This is a genomic window from Brenneria sp. L4-2C (genome assembly GCF_040240335.1).
GTDB lineage: Bacteria > Pseudomonadota > Gammaproteobacteria > Enterobacterales > Enterobacteriaceae > Brenneria.
In genome coordinates this window covers 22,681-43,323 of the sequence record NZ_JBEIAC010000007.1, presented here as the reverse complement: position 1 = coordinate 43,323, position 20,643 = coordinate 22,681, and the positions used below count along the sequence as shown (strand labels likewise).

Sequence of the window (20,643 nt, the reverse complement as noted above, 5' to 3'; positions counted from 1 at the left end):
TTATTTTTTACCTTCGAGACGTCGCGTCAGCAGGAATTGCAGCGCCGTCAGAATCATCAATACCACGCCCATCAATACAGACGCCGCTGACGCCAGCCCGTACAAAGACGCATTGGAAGCAAACGCCGTTTGATAAATGTACTGAACAATAAAGCTATTGGCCGTTCCAGGGCCGCCGCCGTTGGTCAGCACCCAGGCCTCATCAAAGATTTGTACGCTATTGATGGTCAACAGGATCACCACGACCAGAATATTCGGCGCCAGCAACGGCAACGTCAGACGATAAAAACCGCGCCAGCGCGATGTCCCATCGACGGCGGCGGCTTCATAAATATCACGGGGAATGCCCTGCAATCCCGCCAGCAATATCAAGGTATAAAACCCAACGTGAAACCAGACCGAGACAAAGACCACCCAGAAACGGGAAAACGTAGGATCGAGCAGAAAGGTAATCGGCTGTCCTCCTAATGAGGACAACACCAGATTCAGCAAACCGTTACGATTAAGAAACCACTGCCAGATCAGACCAACCACCACCGGCGACAGTAGCACCGGATAGAAAAACATGGCGCGAAAAAAGCCGCGGGCGATGATCTTCCGATTGAGGATCAGTGCGGTCACCAGCGCCACGCCTAAGGTACACGTCACGTTGAAGAAGGTGAACGAGACCGTGTTGTAGACCCCGGTCCAGAAGAGATCTTGTTCACAGCTGGCTGGCTGCGCATAGTTATCGCAGCTAAGCAGCGTGGTAAAATTCGCCACTCCGACATAAGGACGTTCCCACAGCAGAATATTGGTGCCGCCCGTAAAGGCGTAGCATACCGCCAGCAGGATCGGGATAAAGACAAAGACGGCGAACAGCAGCATATTGGGCGCGATGAAAAACCACGGCATGATCTTTCTGCCGCCCAGTTTTTGCAGCACGTTAACCGCTTTCTCCACTGGCGTCACCAGCATATCCACCAGTGAAAATGCGGACCGAGAGGCGAAATGTCTGGCCATGTTCTTTTCTCCATTAACGGATTAATTAACGCTCGTTATCGCTTTCATCTTTCAAATACGAGACAGGGCGTCATCCGTATCCGCATCAAACAAATGACAGTACGCGGCGGGAAAACGCACATGCACCAACGCGCCCGCAGCAAATTCGCGGTGTTCGGGCAAATGAACAATCATCTCTTCATCAATGCCATGCATACGTCCGTAGATAAAGGTTTCATGCCCCATCATTTCGCAACGATCGACACTGAGTGCAATCCCCTCCCCCTCAGGCACGATTTCACAATGCGACGGGCGAATCCCCAGCGTGACCTTCTGTCCAATCCGACCGATAAACGGCAACGTCAGAATATTGCCGGATGGACAGCGCACCGCCGCGCTTTCAGCCGTGGTCTCCGCAATCTCGGCGGGAAACATGTTCATTCGCGGCGAACCAATAAACCCGGCGACAAATTTATTTTTCGGTCGATTAAACAGCGTCAGCGGCGTGCCAACCTGCTCAATGCGTCCCGCATTCAGCACCACAATGCGCTGCGCCATGGTCATCGCCTCAATCTGGTCGTGGGTAACGTAGATCATGGTGGTGCGAAGTTTCTGATGCAGACGGGAAAGTTCGCCGCGCGTTTGCACGCGTAGCTTGGCATCGAGATTGGAAAGAGGTTCATCAAACAGGAATAAATCCGGATCGCGTACAATCGCCCGCCCTATCGCAACGCGTTGCTGCTGCCCGCCCGACAAGGCGCGAGGTTTGCGATCCAGATACGGCTCCAGCCCGAGCATACGCGCCGCTTCATTAATACGCTCAGCGATCTCCGCCTGCGGAAAGTGAAGATTTTCCAACCCAAAAGCCAGATTCTTGCGCACGGAGAGATGGGGATACAACGCGTAAGACTGAAATACCATGGCGATTTTTCGTTCCGCGGGCATCAGATCATTCACTTTACGATCGTTAATCCACAGTTCGCCGCTGCTGATGTCTTCCAGACCGGCAATCATCCGCAGCAACGTTGATTTTCCGCAGCCCGATGGCCCGACGAATACCATAAACTCGCCGTCGTGAATCGATAAGTCCACGCCTTTAATGATGCTGACCGCACCATAGTTCTTGTGGACGTTTTTCAGTTCCAGACTCGCCATTGCCAACCCCTTCAAACAGAATGTAATTGCGCCAATAACATCAGCATGACCAGTGCTTGTCCGTAAGGCACGGCAACATTGGGAATATCGCGATAAAACTGTAAGTCATGCCCCATGGCGGTGCCGTCAGAGACGCCGAGCACCACGCCCGCCTCGTCAATCTGTGCGACGACGGCGGCAAAACCTTTATCCAACTGCGCCTGCGGGAAGTTGCTCAGCATGCCGAGCCGTCGCGCCGTCAGAATCCCGGCGATAAAGCCCGCGCTGGCGGAGGTTTCGAGCGGGGAGTCAGGATCGTCGAGCAAGGTATGCCACAAACCGGAGTCGTGCTGACAGCGAGCCAAGGTCTGCGTTTGCTGTTCAAGAATGGCTTCCAGCGTGCGCAGCACGGGCGCGGACAGTTGATCCCGCGCCAGTACGCGCATCTCCGGCAGCACCAGCGTGATCCAGGCATTGCCGCGTCCCCAGAAAGCATTGGCGTAATGGTGTCGTCCGCTGAATGTCCAGCCGTGATACCACAGCCCGCTGCGGGCGTCCGCCAGATAACGGGCATGGGTTAACAGCTGATACTCCGCCTCTTCAATCAAATCGCGGCGTGACAACAATCGCCCCGCCGCCACCAGAAAGAGACCCGCCATAAAGAGCGTGTCATCCCACAACTGCCCGGTATTGGGACGTTCTTTCACCGTGTGCTGAAAGCCGCCATCTTCCGTTTTTGGCAACGCATGCAGCAACCAGTCGGCCCATTCGCTCACCGCCTGTCGCCATTGCGACGGGGCCTGCGGGTTATCCAGGCAGAGCAGCGCCAGCACCAGCATCGGGGCGGTGGAATTAATCTGACGCGGCGGCAGGCCCGCGCCCAGTTTCTGCTGATACCACTGCTCCAACGCCCGCACCATATCGCCGTCCTGCTTCAGGCGCGCCAGCTTCCAAAAACCGTATAGCCCGACGCCGACTTCCCAATCCCACTCTTCGAACTGAATCGTCAGTTCATTGGCCGGATCGGTTTCCTGCGTCACGCTGTCGATGGCCTTCAGGCGGCAGAATGCCCGCGCCACCCGCTCCAGCAACGCCTCGGTTTGTAATTGATCGAGCGAATCCGTCTGCATCTTATGCACTCCCTGTGGGTTGCGGGGGAAAGGGTTGTAATGGAGTGGCCGGTGAAGCGGCCGTTTGTTGCGGAACCACCGAAACGGATTCAGGGAAAATAAACCGCTGTCGTTGAATAAAAAATTCACCGGCCGGACTGCAAGCGAGTTCGCCGTAATCCGGATCGTCGATGCGCCAATGGCCGCTACCCGCCTCGCTATTCAGTTGCAATGACTGAAAACGCGCCACAAACGCGGCGAAACCGTCTGCGCCCTCTCCGCTGTCCACCGCGATAAACCAGACATTGCGCTCACCGTATGCCCGCAGTTCCCCCTCTGCCTGATGCCCTGTGACGGAAAAAGGCTGCAAACCAGCCGGGTTATGGAAAGCGGCATAGCCATTTCCTCCCCGGACAAAGCACCACGCCGCCATGATGATCGTCTCATCCAACGCCGTTTTTGGCAGGTAAAGGTGTGTCCACGGGCGAACATCCTGTTGCAGGTCAAATACCATCAGCGCACGGTTGCGATATTGCATCAGGTGCGGCAAACGCCCATTCCCGGCCCAATAGGAAGGACGATGAACACCATCAGGACGATCTTCGCCCGGATGATTCACCCATAGGCGCGCGGCATAATGACCGCCAAGGCGCACATCCAGCAGATGTTGCTGATGCCCCGGCTGGCCAGGGTGGTGGTCAAACACGGAGGAAAAAGCCACATCGGGCTGTTTCCAGGCAATGATCTTGGCGCTGCGGTTCAGCCCCTGAACCCAGCGAGCCTCCGCGCCCTGCGCCGACCGCCAGCGGGCAATGTGATTGGCCTCTTCCGGCGGCCGATAATCGCTCAGGCATAACAGCGGCAATGCGGCGCAGTGCGGGATCAGCCAACCTTCTCCCCACATCAGCGCGCACAGACCGGAAAGTTCGGTCAGCATGCCGGAACGGAGCTCCTTATCGTAAGCCCGCCCCATGGTGCCGACCGCGACGCCATGCTGATGAACCCATGCCGTCATCAGCATGATACGGTCAATGACGATGCGGGCCTTTGCGCGCAAATCGCTGTCTCCAGCCAGTTCATACAGCGCGACCAGCCCGATGAGATCGATGGGGTAATAGGCCGCCGAGTTCCACTCCACCAGGCCGTGCTCAAGAATGGAATCAAACCAGCGGGTCAGCCGTTCATGGGCGATACGCTGTTGTTCGTAACCGCGTCGTCCGCTGCATGGGAAAGTGTCGTCAGGGAAGTTTTGCCCGGCAAGATACTGAGCCACATGGAAGCACAGGCAGTGATTTTCACTCCAGAACCACATGGTGTCGTTGCCCGGCTCATCGATCCAATAGCGAAAGCCGAGAATGGCGCTGCGGATGCGTCGCCAGTCCTGTCTGGCAAGCACCTGGCCCTGATAGCGTTGCCAAAGCCAGATCAGCGGCACCTGTTGGAAATCCGCACAATCTTCCCGACGGCTAATTTTACGTAGCGCGCTGTCCAGAATAGCGGGAATGGCGGCTTGCCCTTCTCCCGACGCCACAATCGCCAGCAAGCGTCCCGTCCGTTCAAAACCATGTTGCGCGGTATGACGCAGCACATGACGGCGGCGGGCGGATAACGAGGGTAAATCCGGCATGGTTTGTCCCGGCAAACGGCCGAAACTCATGGTGCGCGTCAGCGTTACGCCGGCGCAAACCGCCGTACAGACCAGATCGTAATACCCGACCAATGACGGCGGCAGTCTGACCTGCCACCCCAGATTACCCGCGGACAGCGCTTGCGTTTGCCGCCACGCGGGGACGGATTCGTTGACATTGCCAATCAAATGGTGAGACATCGTTACCGATTCAGGCAGCGCCTCCCCGCTGCTCAGCGCCAGCGTCACCTCGCTAATCAAATTCTTTTCCAGCGACAGTCGATTGATCCATCCCTCCAGCGCGGTCAGTCGGGCGCTGCGCGCCTCATCTTCGTCAAGCCGCCAGGATAATTCGCGTTCGCCCTGATAACACAGGCTGAAAAGGTAATCCGTATCGCGTTCGCACAGTTCCTCGCTATGCACCACCAGCGTATTCAGTCCGGCTCTTAACGGAATGCTCACCTGACAAGACTGCTCGGTATTACGGGTAAACGGCGTAAAACGAGCGATGCGCTCGCCGTTAATCCACAGCGTCGCGCCGCCGCACGTACTGAGCAAGAAGGGGGCGTCTTGAGCGCTGTCGCTATGAATAATGCAACGAGAAAATCGCTGCGCATGAACGGGAGAAGGCCAGAAATCGCTGAAGCTCACGCTGCGGCATTCATCTCCGCCGCTCCACATTTCCGCAAACGTCAACCCTTCGGGCAGCGAGACGTCGCGTTCGGCATCTTCTTTCAGGAAACGGACGCGACAGGGTAATACGCCGACATCGACAAAACCGTTAATAAAACGGTAATTCACCTTATCCGGCAACGTAGCCGGTTCAGATAAATAACGTTTCTCAATTAACGAGGTAATCAGAAATCGATTAATGACGCCATTCTTCTTTAATATCCAACCGATATTCATGCTGAATCCTGTCAACAACATTCGTGAATTAAATAAACAACGCTTATCGTCAATTAATGCAAAATTTGCATTAACATCAATTTGCATTCAAATTTTGACAATTCACATTAATAAATAAGATTGTCGCACATTTATATGTGATGAATATCGCATAACCATTTTATTCGAATAAATATTTAAATTTTATTTAACCAGCTTCACATAAATAAAACCTTTTCCTAGCCATCATGACAGCGAAAAATAACAAAATAATGCAAATTTGCATGATTAAAATCCAATTTGATTACAGTAGCGGTTTTCCAGGAAATCTGCGAATTACGCGACATCTCACGATGGAGAAGTCTCATGATAGGTTCAAAAATCACGTTATTTATTTCTGTCATCCTACTGGGATTATTCAGCAACAGCGCTCTTGCGGCAAAAACACAAATAACGTTTTTGTATAGCGATGACGATCCTGAATTAGTGCATTTTATGGAGCAAAAAGTTAAATCCTTTTCGCAAAGTCACGATCATATCGAGGTGAATTTTGTCAGTACGGGTTATAACGCCCTACAAACACAGCTTCCCATGCAATTAGCCGCCGGGTTAGGGCCGGATATCGCGAAAACCACTCAGATGGGGTTGTTGTCTTATACGCTCGATTTGCGTCCTTACCTGACAGATGCCGCCGCGTTTGAAAAACGCTACCGCGCCGGTATCGAAAAAATCATGCGCGTCAAAGGGGTACATAAAGACGATGCGCTGCCGGGATTTGTGGCGTCATGGACAGCCGATCTGCCTTTTATCAACGTGACGCTATTTGAACAGGCGGGTGTTCCCGTACCTCAACCCGGCTATACCATTGATGACCTGATGACCGCGTCCAAACTGGTGGCGGAAAAAACCGGCGTACACATTCCCTTCACTATCGATCGCAGCGGCTTTCGTTTCTCAGGCCCGGCTTATTCCTACGGTGCGCGTTACGATAAAGACGGCCTGATTAATTTTCCGGATGCCGCCGCCCAACAGTGGATAAAAGATCTCAAACGCTGGTCGGATGAGGGCGTATTTCCACGTGAAATGTGGGGCGCGGCCGGCGGGGGTCAGTATAAAAGCATGGCGGACGACTTCGTTAATGGCAATATCGTGACCTATTTCTCCGGCAACTGGCTGTTGAACCAGTTCAGTAAGCAGATCGGCGATGGTTTTGACTGGCAGGTTCTGCCGGCGCCCTGTAAAGAAAAATGCATCTCCATGGGCGGCGCGACCTTTATCATGCCGTTCAACACCACCAAACATCCGCGGGAAGTGGCTGAATTTATGGCCTGGCTGGGCAGCGAACCGCTACAGCGCGAGATTGCCGAACGCTTTAATATTATTGTCGGCGCAGATATTCAGGACCTGCATTATCAAACCGAAGACCCCCACGTGATCGACGGCCTGAACACCGCACGAGAAGAGATCGGCAAAATACCCGCCTATGTTTTCGAGTGGGAGCGGATGGAAAGCCTGGGCGCCAACGAGCTATACCCGATTATCCTGACGCGTTTCACGCAATATCTGAACGATCAGGTCTCTTTTGATGAATATCTGCGTTTGACGTCCAATGATGTGAAACGGCTAAATGAAACCATCAGCGCCAATCAGCAGAAGCGGAAGATCGCGCCGTGAAATGCGTGCTGAAGGACATGCCGATTGATGCGGACCAACCGTTTGACGAGGCAAGGGAAAGCGGCCTGTGTCAGCAGCTTTGGCCCGGTCAAAGCCGGTTTATGATCGTAACCGGCGGTTTTACCCGCGTCCTCTACTGGCACGACGGCAAGCTCGCTTGTCGGGGCGGCGAGTGTTTTCCTATCGGCAATCCGGCCAGTTTGTCTCGACTCGGCCTGTGGGCAATACAGGAAATGCTACAAGCGGTAGAAAATATTATGCCGCTGAGCCCGCTCAGCGAATCGCTATTTGCCCATTTTAATAACAGCATTGAACAGGTGATCGACTGGTCGAAACAGGCTCGGCCGGAAGACTATACCCGCCAGGCGAAACGGCTGTTGGCTCGGCCGTATGACGTCTTGTCAATGCAACTGCTCAGGCGCTGTGCCGGTGAATTGAATGAACTACTATCTCATCCCCCCGTATCCCGGCCCGATACGGTCTGGCTGAGCGGAGAACTGGCCGCCGCCTGTTTCCCTTATCTTGACCCAGGGGGTCGGGCGCCATGACGATATTATGGTATGCGGGCGTCGATGGAGGCGGCAGCGGATGCCGGGCGCGCATTTATCAGGCGGATGGCGCGCCGTTGGGCCAGGGACACGGCGGCCGGGCCAACCTGTTGCTCGGCGTGGAAAGGGTACGTCGCTCGGTGGATGAGGCCATCGCCCAGGCGCTTAGTCACAGCGGTCTATCAGCCAACGACGCCGCCCGGCTGAAAGTAGGGCTGGCGCTGGCCAGTGCCGAGCATCGCCCTGCCTATGATGCTTTCCTTGCCCTGCCGCATCCTTATGCCGCTCAGGTGCTGAACACCGATGCGTTGGGAGCCTGTCTGGCCGTCAATCATGGACGGGATGCCGGCGTGGTCATCGCCGGTACCGGTTCATGCGGGTTGTTATGGCGCAATAAAACCATCACCGCCTATGGCGGCCATGAGTTTCCCATCTCCGATCAGGGCAGCGGCGCGCAATTGGGATTAGCCGCGCTACAGCATGCTTATCAGGTTGTGCAGGGATGGCGCGCCCTGTCGCCACTCAGCCAACAGCTCACTGCTCGGCTACATGATGACATCACGGACAGCCCGGTACCCCTGGATGACGCCGCAATCTTCCGGCATTGGAGCCTACAGGCCAAACCGGGAGATTACGCGCGTTTCGCGCCGTTGGTGTTCGATTGCGCTCGGCATGGAGACGAAACTGCCATCGCGCTGTTGCGGCAAACCGCCGCCGATATCAGCCGCCTGCTTCATGTCATCGCCCGCCATACGCCGCCGAAGCTGGCGTTGATGGGCAGCATTGGTTTGCATATTCGCCCCTGGCTACCCACGGTATGGCAACAACGTTTGTCCTCCCCGTCCGGCGACGCGCTGGATGGGGCGCGATTGATTGCCTGTCATGATTACGCGTTATATATCCAATAAATAATGCTTACGGAGATACCGATGACAACCCTCACCCGCAGAACGTTCGTCAAACTGGGCGCTGGCAGCGCCATCACGCTGGCCGGCGGCTTTTTTCACGCCAACGCGGCGCAACCTCGGACACAGCCGCTACGTATCGCCATCATTTCCGATGTCCACGTCCATAACATCTACGGCCACTATGATTTCGACGGGCTACCCGACGCGCAAACCGGGAAAAAGCTGACGATCCGCACGCTGAAAGATTCGGTGAACTCTACCCGTATCTTCAATGAATCTTACTTCGCCCTGTTTGCCGCGCTGGATGAGCTGGCAAAACAGCAGGTGAAATACGTCGTGCTGTCAGGCGACTATTCGGATGACGGTCAGCAGCCGACGGTTGAAGGTATTGCAGCCATCCTCGACCAGTATGAACAACAACAGGGTATGCGTTTTTTCGCCACGGTCGGAAATCATGACATTAACCGCCCACAGGGGGATGACTCGTCGGAAAGAATGCTTAACGCCGACGGCGGCAGCACCATGCTGAGCAGCAAATCGAACGTCAAACCGGGCGACGCCCAATCGCTGATCGTCACGCCGACCATGCAGGCGCTGGGTTATGACCGCGGTTTACCGCTGATGAAACGCTTTGGCTTTTTCAAGCGTGAAGATTTTCTGCATTGGGAAACCCCGTTTGGCGACAGCGACGCACTGGAAAAGCGCCAGTACCCGGCGCACTCACCGGACGGCGCCAAGCAGTGGGACATTGTGGATGCATCCTATCTGGTGGAGCCGGAGCCGGGTTTATGGCTGCTATCCATTGACGCCAACGTCTATCAGATCAAAAACGGCCCGGATACACGAGACAGCATCGGCGGGTACTCCACCAGCAGCGATACCGGCTGGAATGCCCTGCTGACGGAAAAACCCTTTATGCTGCCGTGGGTGAAATCGGTGGTGCGGCGGGCAAAAGAACAGCATAAACAGCTGCTGATTTTTTCACATTATCCGCTGGTGGATTTCCTTGACGGCACGGTGGAAAACGAAAAGCAGCTGTTTGGCACCAACAGTTTTATCAAACGCACGCCACGGCCGGACGTGGCCGAACACGCGCTGGATGCGGGTATTCGATTACACTTCAGCGGGCATCTGCATGTCAACGACACCGGCGTATATCAGGGGGCGCAGGGAACACTGGTCAACGTGGCGGTGCCATCGCTGGCGGCCTACCCGCCCGCAATGAAACTGGCGACGTTGCATGCCGATCGGGTTGATATCGATACGCTGGTATTGCGCGACGTACCCAATTTTGATCGTCTGTTCCCGTTCTACCGTAAAGAACTGGCACGCAGCGGTGAACCTCTGGGCGATATTCTCAATACCCGGGATTATTACGATTTCCTTTACCACCATCTGGCCCTGCTGGTGCGTCAGCGCTTTCTGAAAAAAGACTGGCCGGAAGATTTGGCCAACCTGATCAATTCGCTCAGTTGCGCCGATGTCATGTGGATAGCCCAGCAAACCGCCCCCCTCAGCGCGCAGACATTGCCTGACGCCGCAAATCGCAGGCTGGCCGACACGCCTGAAAACAACGCGTTACGGGCGCTCCCTCTGCTGACGCTGATCACCGACTGGTACTGCCTGCGCAACGGCAGCGATCTGGCATGGAAAGACATTCCCTCCGAACGAGTGCAATGCTATCGCGCCTTGCTCAGCGCTTATACGTCGGCATCCAGGCTACCCGAGGACAGCCTGCAATATCGTTTCGGGCTAATGATGAAAATTCTCGCCGGCTATATCAACGATCGGCCCGCCACCCGTTTTACCGTAAATATGCAGGGAGAACTTTCCGTCATCTCCTGATGGGTAGAGGGCTGCGTCAGCACGCGATACGCGCGTAGCCCATTTTTTTAATAACGATATGAATAATTGATATGGCAACGAAGATTCCATCGTTATCCGTGTCGTTATACACTGAAGTATTATTTCATTTAAATAACGACATAACGTTATCAATATAAATAATCACCACACTCCCCGTATTAACGGTTATTTCCATCTCGTTATTCATACTGCGCCAACAATCGACAACGATGCTAAAAATACCCGGCGTCGACACCGAATAAACTTATTTCTTTTGACGCTCATTTTATTGATCTAACTCAGGATTCCATTTTCATCATCTATGGGATAGTGCATATTCAACAATAACGTACAGCCTACGTGAATACGCAGCGGACTCGCCTTTCCGTGCATGACGATATCTTTTTCTGATATTTAACCGGGATATTTAATATGAAAAACTTAACCAGACTCCTGCCGGCGGCAATAATGCTGGCGCTGGCTTTCCCCGCCTTTGCGGCTAAAACGCTGGTGTTCTGCTCCGAGGGATCGCCCGGCAGTTTTAATCCATCGCTGGGCGCGGATAGCACCACATTCGACGCCACGTCCGCCACCGTTTACGAACGTCTGACCGAATTTAAACCCGGCACCACGGAAATTCAGCCCGCGCTGGCGCAAAGCTGGGAAATCAGCGAAGACGGCAAGGTCTACACCTTTCATCTGCGTCCGAATATTAAATTTCACAGCAATAAACAGTTTCAACCTTCACGCGCATTGAATGCGGACGACGTCATCTTTTCATTTATGCGCCAGCAGGATCGTCAGCACCGGTTTTATGGCGTATCCAAAATAGGTTACCCGCTTTATCACACCTATTTCGAAGCCGGTGAGAAAAACCTGATTGCCCGCATTGAACGGTTAGATGATTTAACCGTGCGCTTTACGCTGAACAGCCCGCGCGCCGCGTTCCTGTCGCTGCTGACGTTACCGCTGACGTCGATATATTCCGCCGAATATGCGGAAAAAATGCAGGCGGCCGGTAAACCGGAGCAAATCGACCTTATTCCAGTCGGCACCGGTTCCTTCCAGTTCGTCAACTATAATAAAGACGCCCAGATCCAATATAAAACCTTTGCCGATTACTGGCGGGAAAAACCGGGAATCGATCGGCTGGTATTTTCCATCACGCCGGACGCGTCGATTCGCTATGCGAAATTAAGAAAAAACGAGTGCCAGGTTATGGCCTTCCCCAATCTGGCCGAGCTGGATGATATTAAAAAGAATCCGCAGGTGACATTGCTGGAAAAATCCAGCCTCAACGTGGGTTATCTGGCGTTCAATGTGGAAAAAGCGCCTTTCGATAACCTGAAAGTCAGGCAGGCGCTGTCGATGGCGATCAATAAGCCGGATATTTTAGCGGCGATTTATCAAGGCCATGCGGTCAACGCCACGACGCTGATCCCGCCGGCCCTATGGTCGCACAACGCCGCGGTGAAGGACGCGCCTTATGATATTGCGCGGGCGAAAGCCCTACTGGCCGAAGCGGGCTATGCCGACGGCCTGACAGTTGAACTGTGGGCGATGCCTATCCAGCGACCTTATAACCCGAACGCTCGCCGTATGGCGGAAATGATCCAGAGCGACTGGGGAAAGCTGGGGGTAAAAACCACCGTAGTCAGCTATGAATGGGGGGAATATCTGGCGCGATCCGGCCGGGGGGAACATCAGGCCATGCTATACGGCGGCACCAATATCATGGGCGATCCCGACAATACCTTTTCCGCCCTGGCAAGCTGCGCGGCGGTGAAATCGGGAACCAACCGGGCTCGCTGGTGTGATGAGGACTTCGATCGGCTGATCCTCAAAGCCGGACAGGTTTCCGAGCAGTCGGCGCGCAGCGAGTTGTATCAACAGGCGCAGGCGACCATGCGCCAACAGATCCCGTTCTTACCGATCGCCCATTCGATCATTTATGAAGTCACCCGCAATAACGTCGCCGGTTATCGCGTCGATCCGTTGGGTTTACACCACTTCAACCACGTTGATCTCAAGTAATTCCCCCCTCTGAGCGTCCCTGCACGATAGCCGTTGCGGGGGCCGCCCCATCACGGATCCGCCATCCCGATCGCCAACGGCAATTGAAAAACTTTTTTACCTCTTTCTTTTTCACCTTTACTTGATATGTTATATCATAACATTTTTAATCAATAAGCCGATGATAATGACCAGTCTATACTCCCTCTCCACCGCCAAACGCGTACTGCTGGTATTCGCGCTGCTGTCGCTGCTGTGGCTACTGGTTGGCTGGGCGGTGATGTTGCCATGATCGCATTGCGGGAACTTTCTTTTGGCTATCAACGCCAGTCGCCGCTGGCAACCTTGAATGGATGTTTTCACGCCGGATCGCTGACGGCGATTATCGGCGCTAACGGCAGCGGAAAATCGACGCTGCTGAAAACGCTGGCCGGCCTGTTGCCGCCGCTCGCCGGCGCCTTCAGCATCAATAACGCGGGCAAAAACGCGATTGGCTATCTGCCGCAGCTCTCCGAGTTTGACCGACAATTTCCCGTCAGCGTCTGCGATCTGGTGCTGATGGGTACGCTGCCCCATCGCGGCATACTGCGCGGCATTGGCGCCGAGTGGCAGGACAAGGCGATGCGGGCGCTTGACGCGGTTTCCATGGCGGAATACGCCCATCAGCACATCGGCAAACTGTCCGGCGGACAGTTGCAGCGCATCCTGTTCGCCCGCCTGTTGCTTACCCAATCGCCGATCATTTTGCTTGATGAGCCTTTTACCGGCATCGATAGCCAGACAACGCAGGCGTTACTGAAGATTATCCGCCAGTTGCATGACGAAGGCTGCACCATTCTGGCGGTGCTGCACGATCTGGATCTGGTTGCCGCGCATTTCCCGCAGGTCTTGCAATTAGCCAACGGCGGCTACCGCTGGGGTACGAGCCGGTCGATTCTGTCTGACGCGCCGGCAGACCACGCCTTCCCCGCCTTGCGGAGCGTGGCCTTATGACGATCTTCGATATCGTCGCAACGCCTTTTGCCGATTTTGGCTTTATGCGCCGGGCGTTGATCGGCTGTTTTTCACTGACGCTAAGCGCGGCGCCGTTAGGCTGTTTTCTGCTGCTGAGAAGAATGAGTTTGATCGGCGACGCGCTTTCGCATGCGGTATTGCCCGGCGTGGCGATCGGTTATCTGGTTTCCGGCATGTCGCTGCTGGCGATGGGGATCGGCGGATTTATCGCCGGACTGGCCGTCGCCATGCTGTCCGGGCTGGTAAGCCGCCGCACGGAACTCAAAGAGGACGCCAGCTTCGCCGGTTTCTATCTGGGATCGCTGGCGCTGGGCGTCACGCTGGTCTCGCTGCGCGGCTCCAGTATCGATTTGCTGCATGTGCTGTTCGGCTCCATTCTGGCCATCGATCGATCCGCGCTGATCGATATCGCGCTTATCGGCTCCGGTTCGCTGGTCGCGCTGGCCGTCATTTATCGGGCGCTGGTGATCGAATCCTTTGATATCACCTTTTTGCGTATCGCCTCCGGCCGCTCGCGCGCGGCGATCCACGGATTGTTTCTGTCGCTGGTGGTGCTGAATCTGGTGGCGGGCTTCCAGCTTCTTGGCACGCTGATGGCCGTCGGCATGATGATGCTGCCGGCCGCCTGCGCCCGCTTCTGGACCCAGAGGCTGCCCGTGATGCTGGCGACGGCGATGGTTCTCGGCTTGCTGTCCAGCCTGATTGGCCTGCTGTGGTCATACTACGCCGACCTGCCCGCCGGCCCGGCCATTATTCTGACCATTACGCTGTTTTTTTGTTTCTCGGTTTGTTTCGGCCAAAACGGCGGCATGTTACGCGCCCGCCGCTGACGGTTATACCCAATAGATTTCGAGTTGCAGGAAGGCGGCCAACGCACCAGCAACTTGAAAGATGACGGGTATATTTATATCAGGGCTTGATGCCCGACAATGATGGGGATATGAGGGAAAAATGAAACGTTCAATAATCGCAATGGCTTTATCCGGCTTGCTGTTAAGTCCGCTGGCGATGGCCAGAAATCTTGATGTCGTCGCCAGTTTCTCGGTGTTGGGCGATATGGTGAGCCACATCGGCGGCGATCGCGTCACGGTAACCGATTTGGTTAAGCCGAACGGCGATCCGCATGAATTCGAGCCTTCGCCGCAAGACAGTAAAACGCTGGCCAAAGCCGACGTCGTTTTCGTCAGCGGCCTGGGGCTGGAAGGGTGGATGGATCGCTTGATTACCGCCTCCGGCTATCAGGGGAAAACGATCGTCGCCTCTGAGGGGATCGCGGCGCTGCATATGGAAGAAGACGGGAAAATCGTCACCGATCCCCACGCCTGGAACAGCATGGGCAACGGGGTTATTTATGCGCATAACATCGTGGAGGCATTGGCCGCCGCCGATCCCCAAAACGCCGACTATTTTCGCCGACAGGGCGAGGCCTATATTCAGCAGTTACAGGAATTGGATCGCTATGCGAAAAAAACCTTTGCCGCAATTCCCGCGGAAAAACGCAAGGTGCTGACCAGCCACGATGCTTTCGGCTATTTCAGCCAGGCTTACGGCGTGACGTTTTTATCGCCGATGGGCTATTCCACCGAGTCTGAAGCCAGCAGTAAAAAAGTGGCTGCGCTGATCACGCAGATAAAAAAAGAGAAGATAAAAGTGTACTTCATTGAAAACCAGACCGATCCGCGCCTGGTTAAACAGATTGCCAACGCCAGCGGCGCGCAGCCTGGCGGAGAGCTGTACCCGGAAGCGTTGACCGATGCCTCCGGCCCCGCCGCCACCTACGCCGCGGCCTTTAAGCACAATGTCGATACCCTCGCCGCCAGTATGCGGTAAACCGCTGCGCCGGCCCGTGAAAGGGCCGGCGCGCTCCCGCTCCTTCCCCATGCCTTTCAGACAAACGCCACGCGCCGATCGCAGGCGGATAAATTTTACCAGCTCGCAACTAGACGACCGGTCTATTCTGATCTACACTGCAAGACATGAACACAACAGACAAAGGCGAACTCACTCGCCGACACATTCTGGACACCGGCCGCAACCTTGTGCTGCACAAGGGCTTTGTCGGTGTCGGACTCAAAGAAATTCTTGATGCCAGCGGCGTGCCGAAAGGCTCGTTCTACCACTATTTTTCATCCAAGGAGAACTTCGGCTGCGTACTGCTGGAACAGTACGTCGACGACTACCAACAACGCCTGGATACCTTGCTGCGCGCCGAAGACGGCAGTGGACGTGAACGACTCATGCGTTACTGGAAAGCCTGGATTGACGATCCGGTGCTGGGCGGCTGGGCCGAACACTGTCTGGTGGTCAAGCTGGCCGCGGAAGTGGCGGATCTGTCCGAGAACATGCGCCTGATACTGTGCGAGGGCGTCGTCCAACTGGTGTCCCGCATCGCGGAAACGGTGGCGGACGGTCAACGTGACGGTTCATTGCCTGCCGCGCTGCAAGCTCAGTCTCTGGCTCAGACTCTCTATCAACTGTGGTTGGGCGCCGCGCTGTTGTCCAAATTGGCGCGCGACAAAGCGCCGCTGCATCAGGCGCTGGCGACGACCGAACATTTACTGTCCCCGCTGGGGACGCAGGCGGACGTCTGATCCGCTAAGCATGATTTTTCATTTACACTGAAAAAGGAATCCGCAATATGAACGTCCTGATTGTACTGACTTCGCACGATCGCCTTGGCGACACCGGTAAGAAGACCGGTTTCTGGCTCGAAGAATTCGCCGCGCCTTACTACGTTTTCAAAGACGCCGGCGCGCGCATCACGCTGGCCTCGCCGGCCGGCGGTCAACCGCCGCTCGACCCGAAAAGCGACGAGCCCGACGCCCAGACCGCCGCCACCGAACGCTTTCGTCACGATCCGCAAGCACAGGATGCGCTGGCCCGCACCGAAAAATTGTCGGCGCTCAATCCGGCCGATTTCGACGCGGTGTTCTACGCCGGCGGTCACGGCCCGCTGTGGGATCTGGCTAACGATCCAGCCTCCATTCGTCTGATCGAAACCTTTGATCGCGCAGGCAAACCGCTGGGGCTGGTCTGCCATGCGCCCGGCGCGCTGCGTAACGCCAAAAGCGCCGACGGTCAGCCGCTGGTCAACGGCCGCAAAGTCACCGGCTTTTCCAACAGCGAAGAAGATGCGGTACAGCTAAGCGACGTGGTGCCGTTCCTGATCGAGGATGAATTCAAACGGCAGGGCGGCCGGTATGAAAAAGGCGCCGACTGGCATCCCCATGTGGTCATCGACCAACATCTGGTCACCGGCCAGAACCCGGCCAGTTCCGAAGGCGTGGCCGAAGCCTTGCTTAAACAACTGGCTTGAGTTGCCGCTCAGACCGTCTCAGTTTATTTCGGAGCCTATAATGAATACGCCTGTTACATTACAAACGCTGGCGACGACCGTCGCCGCCATGAAGCGCGCCCATATACAAGAGGGGCCGGCCAGCCTTGAGCTGCGTCACGACCGTCTGGAACGCGCCGCGCAACTGCTCACCCGCCACCATCAGGCGCTGGCCGCCGCGGTCAGCGCCGACTACGGCCACCGCAGCGCCTACCAGACTCTGCTGGCCGACGTGCTGTCTTCCGTCGGCGCGTTGCGCCACGCGCAGGAAAACCTGGCGCAATGGATGCGGCCGGAAGAACTGCCGGCGCCGGTTGCCGGCATGCAGACGCGGGTGGAATATCAACCGCTCGGCGTGGTCGGCATTATCAGCCCGTGGAACTTCCCGCTCAATCTGGCATTCAGTCCGCTGTCCGGAGTACTCGCCGCCGGCAACCGCGCGCTGCTCAAACCGTCCGAACTGACGCCGCGCACCGCCGAACTGCTGGCGGAGCTGATCGGACGCTATTTCGATCCGCTGGAGCTGAATACGGTGCTGGGCGAAGCCGAAGTCGGCGCGGCCTTTAGCGCTCAGGCGTTCGACCATCTGGTCTTCACCGGCAGCACCGGCGTAGGCCGCCACGTGATGCGCGCCGCCGCCGAGAATCTGGTGCCGGTAACGCTGGAGCTGGGCGGGAAATCCCCGGTTCTGATCGACAGCGACGCCGATGTGAAAACGGCCGCCGAGCGCGTGCTGACGGTGAAAACCTTCAACGTCGGTCAAATCTGTATTTCGCCGGACTATGTGCTGATAGAGGAATCTTCCCGCGATGCGTTTGTGGCGCAGGCGCGCCAGTTTATCGCCGGCGCGTTCCCTACCATACAGACCAACCCGGACTACACCGCCATCGTCAGCGATCGTCATTTCCAACGCTTGCTGGCGCTGCTGGACGACGCCAAAGCCAAAGGCGCCACGCTGGTCGAACTACAGCCGGAAGGCGAACCCCGTGCGGATGCGGCCACCCGCAAGCTGGCGCCGACGCTGGTGCTGGACGTCACCGATGACATGAAACTGATGCAGGAAGAGATCTTCGGGCCGATTCTGCCGATCAAAACTTATCGCAGCCGCGATGAAGCGCTGGCCTACATCAATGACCATCCGCGCCCGCTGGCCGCCTACTACTTCGGTCAGGATCCGGCGCGCCAGCAGTGGTTTAGCCAACACACCACGTCCGGAGCGCTGGTGGTCAACGACGTCATGACCCATGCGATCGTCGAAAGTCTGCCGTTCGGCGGCGTCGGCCCCTCCGGCATCGGCGCCTACCACGGCATCCACGGGTTCCGTCGTTTCAGCCATGCCAAAGCCGTCGTGGTGCAAAGCCAGAATGGCGAGCTCAACCTGAGCATGCGCGCGCCGTACGCCAAGGGAATGACCGAGGTCGAGTCTTTGCTGGCCGCCGATAATAAATAACGTCAAAGAGCCGGCCGGATAGCGGCCGGCTCCCTTTATTGCGATGTCACCCGCCTACGGGTTCAAGCGTTTGCCGCTGGCCTGATCGAAAATATGCACCGACAGCGGTTTGGGACGCAGATAGATCTCATCGCCGACCTTAATCGGCAAACGGCTTTTCAGGCTGAGGGTGATGCGTAAGCGTCCCCCCAGTTGACAGAAGATATGCAAATCGCTGCCGGTATTTTCAATGATCTCCACGCGTACTTTAATCGCCTGTTCCGGACTGTCGACGATATCAAACTGTTCCGGCCGTACCGCATAAACAATCTGCTGTCCGGTTTGTACGCTGACATCGCCCGGCAATGGCATCACGGTATGTTCATCAAGCTGCGCCACCAGTTCCCCTTGCTGCTCCACCACCCACGAAGAGAGCTGGTTGATTTCCGGCGATCCGATAAATCCGGCGACAAAACGGTTCGCCGGACGATCGTAGAGATCCAGCGGCGTGCCCGCCTGTTCGATGATCCCGTCGCGCAACACCACGATCATTTCACCCATCGTCATCGCTTCGATCTGATCGTGCGTCACATAAACCGACGTGGTGCGCAGACGCTGGTGCAACTCGCGGATCTCGGCCCTGACCTGGGTGCGCAGCTTGGCGTCAAGGTTAGAGAGCGGCTCGTCGAACAGGAACACCCGCGGATTGCGCACAATGGCGCGTCCCATCGCCACCCGCTGACGCTGTCCGCCCGACAACTCTTTCGGCAAACGGTCAAGCAGTTTCTCCAGCCCCAACAGCGCCGCGACTTCCTCCACTTTCCGGTTGATTTCTTTTTTGGGCATTTTCGCCAGCTTCAGCGCAAAGCCCATATTTTCTTTCACCGTCATTTGCGGATACAGGGCGTAGCTTTGAAACACCATCGCAATGTCGCGTAACTTTGGCTCCTGATCGGTCACGTTCTGATCGTTGATGTAGACCTCGCCGCTGGTCACCTCTTCCAGACCGGCAATCAACCGCAGCAGCGTCGATTTCCCACAGCCGCTCGGCCCGACCAGCACACAAAATTTGCCTTCCGGGATCGCCAGCGAGACATCCCGGATAATCTTCGTGTCGTCAAAGGACTTACTGACGTTTTTCAGCATGACAGAACCCATAGTAACCCTCAGTATTCTATTCCTTCATGCAGCGCCAGCGCGCTGCCGAGGTAGATGACAACCCCATTGAGCGCCCCGGCGATTCTCCCGGCGACGCTCTGGATATTGGCCGGTCTCAGCCTTTTACCGCGCCGGACATAATTCCGCGGTTGAAGTATTTTTGCAGGCCAAGGTACACAATGGCGCTTGGCAGCATGGCCAGTAACGTGATGGCGATAAATACGTTCGGCGAACTGTTTTCATCAGAACTGAGCACGCGCAGCATGACCTGAATGGTGTACATGTCCTCCTGATTAATGACGATCAGCGGCAGCAGGTACTGGTCCCAAATCATAATGAAACCAAATATCACCACCGTTCCCAGCGCCGGACGAACCAGCGGCAGGATGACGTGGAAAAAGATTTGCCATTCGGATGCGCCATCCATTCTGGCGGCATCTTCCAGATCTTTGGGGATGGCGGACATAAACTCGCTCAGCACGAAAATGGAAAACGCCCAGCCGACTATCGGCAAAATCATGCCCAGATAGGTATCGGAGATAGAGGCATCGACAATCGGCAGTTTCCAGTTGATGATCACGTACAGCGGAATGGCGATCACCTCTTCCGGCAGCATCATGGTGGAAAGGATGATCAGCCCGACAATCGCCGCCCCGCGGAATTTCTTGCGCGACAGCGAATAAGCCGCCAGCGCGCTAACCGACACCTGCAATATCAGCCCGAACGCCACCACCACCAGCGAGTTGAATAGATATTTCCACACGCCGACGCTAAACCAGGCCTGGCGGAAATTTTCCAGCGTCAGATGCGCCGGCCATAGCAACAGCTCGCCGGGTTTAACCGTTTCGCCGCTGAATGCCGTCATTACAATCCCCAGAAACGGGCCGACGAAAATAATCAGTACGGCGGCGTAAATAATGACGCTGCCGATACGATCCCCTAGTTTCATTTTCATATTTATTACCCTGCTTAATGGTTTCT

The 20,643-nt window shown here is 56.0% G+C and carries 17 protein-coding genes; 11 read left to right on the top strand and 6 right to left on the bottom strand.

All coding sequences use genetic code 11. The features are described from left to right. Genes ABRZ26_RS12285 through ABRZ26_RS12270 form a run of 4 tightly spaced genes read right to left on the bottom strand, consistent with a single transcriptional unit; the run spans position 1 to position 5,760 of the window. Positions 1 to 1,002, bottom strand: a complete 1,002-nt coding sequence (locus ABRZ26_RS12285) for a carbohydrate ABC transporter permease (RefSeq protein ID WP_319604423.1) — start codon at positions 1,000 to 1,002, stop codon at positions 1 to 3. A 51-nt stretch (positions 1,003 to 1,053) separates the two neighbouring features. Continuing rightward, the gene (locus ABRZ26_RS12280) at positions 1,054 to 2,136 is read right to left on the bottom strand and encodes an ABC transporter ATP-binding protein (RefSeq protein WP_319604422.1); all 1,083 of its coding nucleotides are present in this window, start codon (positions 2,134 to 2,136) and stop codon (positions 1,054 to 1,056) included. Between the two features lie 11 nt (positions 2,137 to 2,147). Continuing rightward, on the bottom strand, positions 2,148 to 3,245 hold the full coding sequence (gene bglB, locus ABRZ26_RS12275) for a beta-galactosidase BglB (protein WP_319604421.1): 1,098 nt from the start codon (positions 3,243 to 3,245) through the stop codon (positions 2,148 to 2,150). 1 nt (position 3,246) lies between these two features. Next, positions 3,247 to 5,760, bottom strand: coding sequence for a hypothetical protein (locus ABRZ26_RS12270; RefSeq protein WP_319604420.1), 2,514 nt, complete (start codon positions 5,758 to 5,760; stop codon positions 3,247 to 3,249). A 345-nt stretch (positions 5,761 to 6,105) separates the two neighbouring features. Here ABRZ26_RS12270 and ABRZ26_RS12265 point away from each other — a divergent pair, with 345 nt between their 5' ends. The 11 genes from ABRZ26_RS12265 to ABRZ26_RS12215 all read left to right on the top strand — a co-directional run bounded on the left by ABRZ26_RS12265 (position 6,106) and on the right by ABRZ26_RS12215 (position 18,525). Continuing rightward, a complete protein-coding gene (locus ABRZ26_RS12265) occupies positions 6,106 to 7,413 on the top strand; it encodes an ABC transporter substrate-binding protein (RefSeq protein WP_319604419.1) in 1,308 nt (435 codons plus the stop codon). Beyond that, complete coding sequence (locus tag ABRZ26_RS12260; protein ID WP_319604418.1) at positions 7,410 to 7,961, top strand: glucosamine kinase; 552 nt, start codon at positions 7,410 to 7,412, stop codon at positions 7,959 to 7,961. The genes ABRZ26_RS12265 and ABRZ26_RS12260 overlap by 4 nt, the downstream gene beginning before the upstream one ends. Continuing rightward, positions 7,958 to 8,869: a glucosamine kinase nucleotide-binding domain-containing protein gene (locus tag ABRZ26_RS12255; protein WP_319604417.1), complete on the top strand. Its 912-nt coding sequence runs from the start codon at positions 7,958 to 7,960 to the stop codon at positions 8,867 to 8,869. The genes ABRZ26_RS12260 and ABRZ26_RS12255 overlap by 4 nt, the downstream gene beginning before the upstream one ends. Positions 8,870 to 8,890: 21 nt before the next feature. Beyond that, positions 8,891 to 10,714 carry a metallophosphoesterase family protein gene (locus tag ABRZ26_RS12250; RefSeq protein WP_319604416.1) on the top strand — a complete coding sequence of 608 codons (1,824 nt, stop codon included), beginning with the start codon at positions 8,891 to 8,893 and terminating at the stop codon, positions 10,712 to 10,714. 432 nt (positions 10,715 to 11,146) lie between these two features. Further along, positions 11,147 to 12,748 carry an ABC transporter substrate-binding protein gene (locus ABRZ26_RS12245; protein WP_319604415.1) on the top strand — a complete coding sequence of 534 codons (1,602 nt, stop codon included), beginning with the start codon at positions 11,147 to 11,149 and terminating at the stop codon, positions 12,746 to 12,748. Positions 12,749 to 13,015: 267 nt separating this feature from the next. Continuing rightward, positions 13,016 to 13,720, top strand: a complete 705-nt coding sequence (locus ABRZ26_RS12240; protein ID WP_319604414.1) for a metal ABC transporter ATP-binding protein — start codon at positions 13,016 to 13,018, stop codon at positions 13,718 to 13,720. Next, a complete protein-coding gene (locus ABRZ26_RS12235) occupies positions 13,717 to 14,571 on the top strand; it encodes a metal ABC transporter permease (RefSeq protein WP_319604413.1) in 855 nt (284 codons plus the stop codon). Before ABRZ26_RS12240 ends, ABRZ26_RS12235 begins: the two co-directional genes overlap by 4 nt. 121 nt (positions 14,572 to 14,692) lie before the next feature. Further along, positions 14,693 to 15,571, top strand: a complete 879-nt coding sequence (locus ABRZ26_RS12230) for a metal ABC transporter substrate-binding protein (RefSeq protein WP_319604412.1) — start codon at positions 14,693 to 14,695, stop codon at positions 15,569 to 15,571. Positions 15,572 to 15,717: 146 nt separating this feature from the next. Then, on the top strand, positions 15,718 to 16,332 hold the full coding sequence (locus tag ABRZ26_RS12225) for a TetR/AcrR family transcriptional regulator (RefSeq protein WP_319604411.1): 615 nt from the start codon (positions 15,718 to 15,720) through the stop codon (positions 16,330 to 16,332). Between the two features lie 47 nt (positions 16,333 to 16,379). Further along, positions 16,380 to 17,057, top strand: a complete 678-nt coding sequence (locus tag ABRZ26_RS12220) for a type 1 glutamine amidotransferase domain-containing protein (RefSeq protein WP_319604410.1) — start codon at positions 16,380 to 16,382, stop codon at positions 17,055 to 17,057. Positions 17,058 to 17,097: 40 nt separating this feature from the next. Next, on the top strand, positions 17,098 to 18,525 hold the full coding sequence (locus tag ABRZ26_RS12215) for a coniferyl aldehyde dehydrogenase (RefSeq protein ID WP_319604409.1): 1,428 nt from the start codon (positions 17,098 to 17,100) through the stop codon (positions 18,523 to 18,525). A gap of 54 nt (positions 18,526 to 18,579) precedes the next feature. Here ABRZ26_RS12215 and ABRZ26_RS12210 read toward each other — a convergent pair whose 3' ends face one another. Both ABRZ26_RS12210 and ABRZ26_RS12205 read right to left on the bottom strand, forming a co-directional pair. Further along, positions 18,580 to 19,662 (bottom strand): ABC transporter ATP-binding protein, encoded by a 1,083-nt coding sequence (locus tag ABRZ26_RS12210; RefSeq protein WP_319604408.1) that lies wholly within the window; start codon positions 19,660 to 19,662, stop codon positions 18,580 to 18,582. A 115-nt stretch (positions 19,663 to 19,777) separates the two neighbouring features. After that, the gene (locus ABRZ26_RS12205; RefSeq protein ID WP_319604407.1) at positions 19,778 to 20,617 is read right to left on the bottom strand and encodes a carbohydrate ABC transporter permease; all 840 of its coding nucleotides are present in this window, start codon (positions 20,615 to 20,617) and stop codon (positions 19,778 to 19,780) included. Positions 20,618 to 20,643 lie beyond the last annotated feature (26 nt).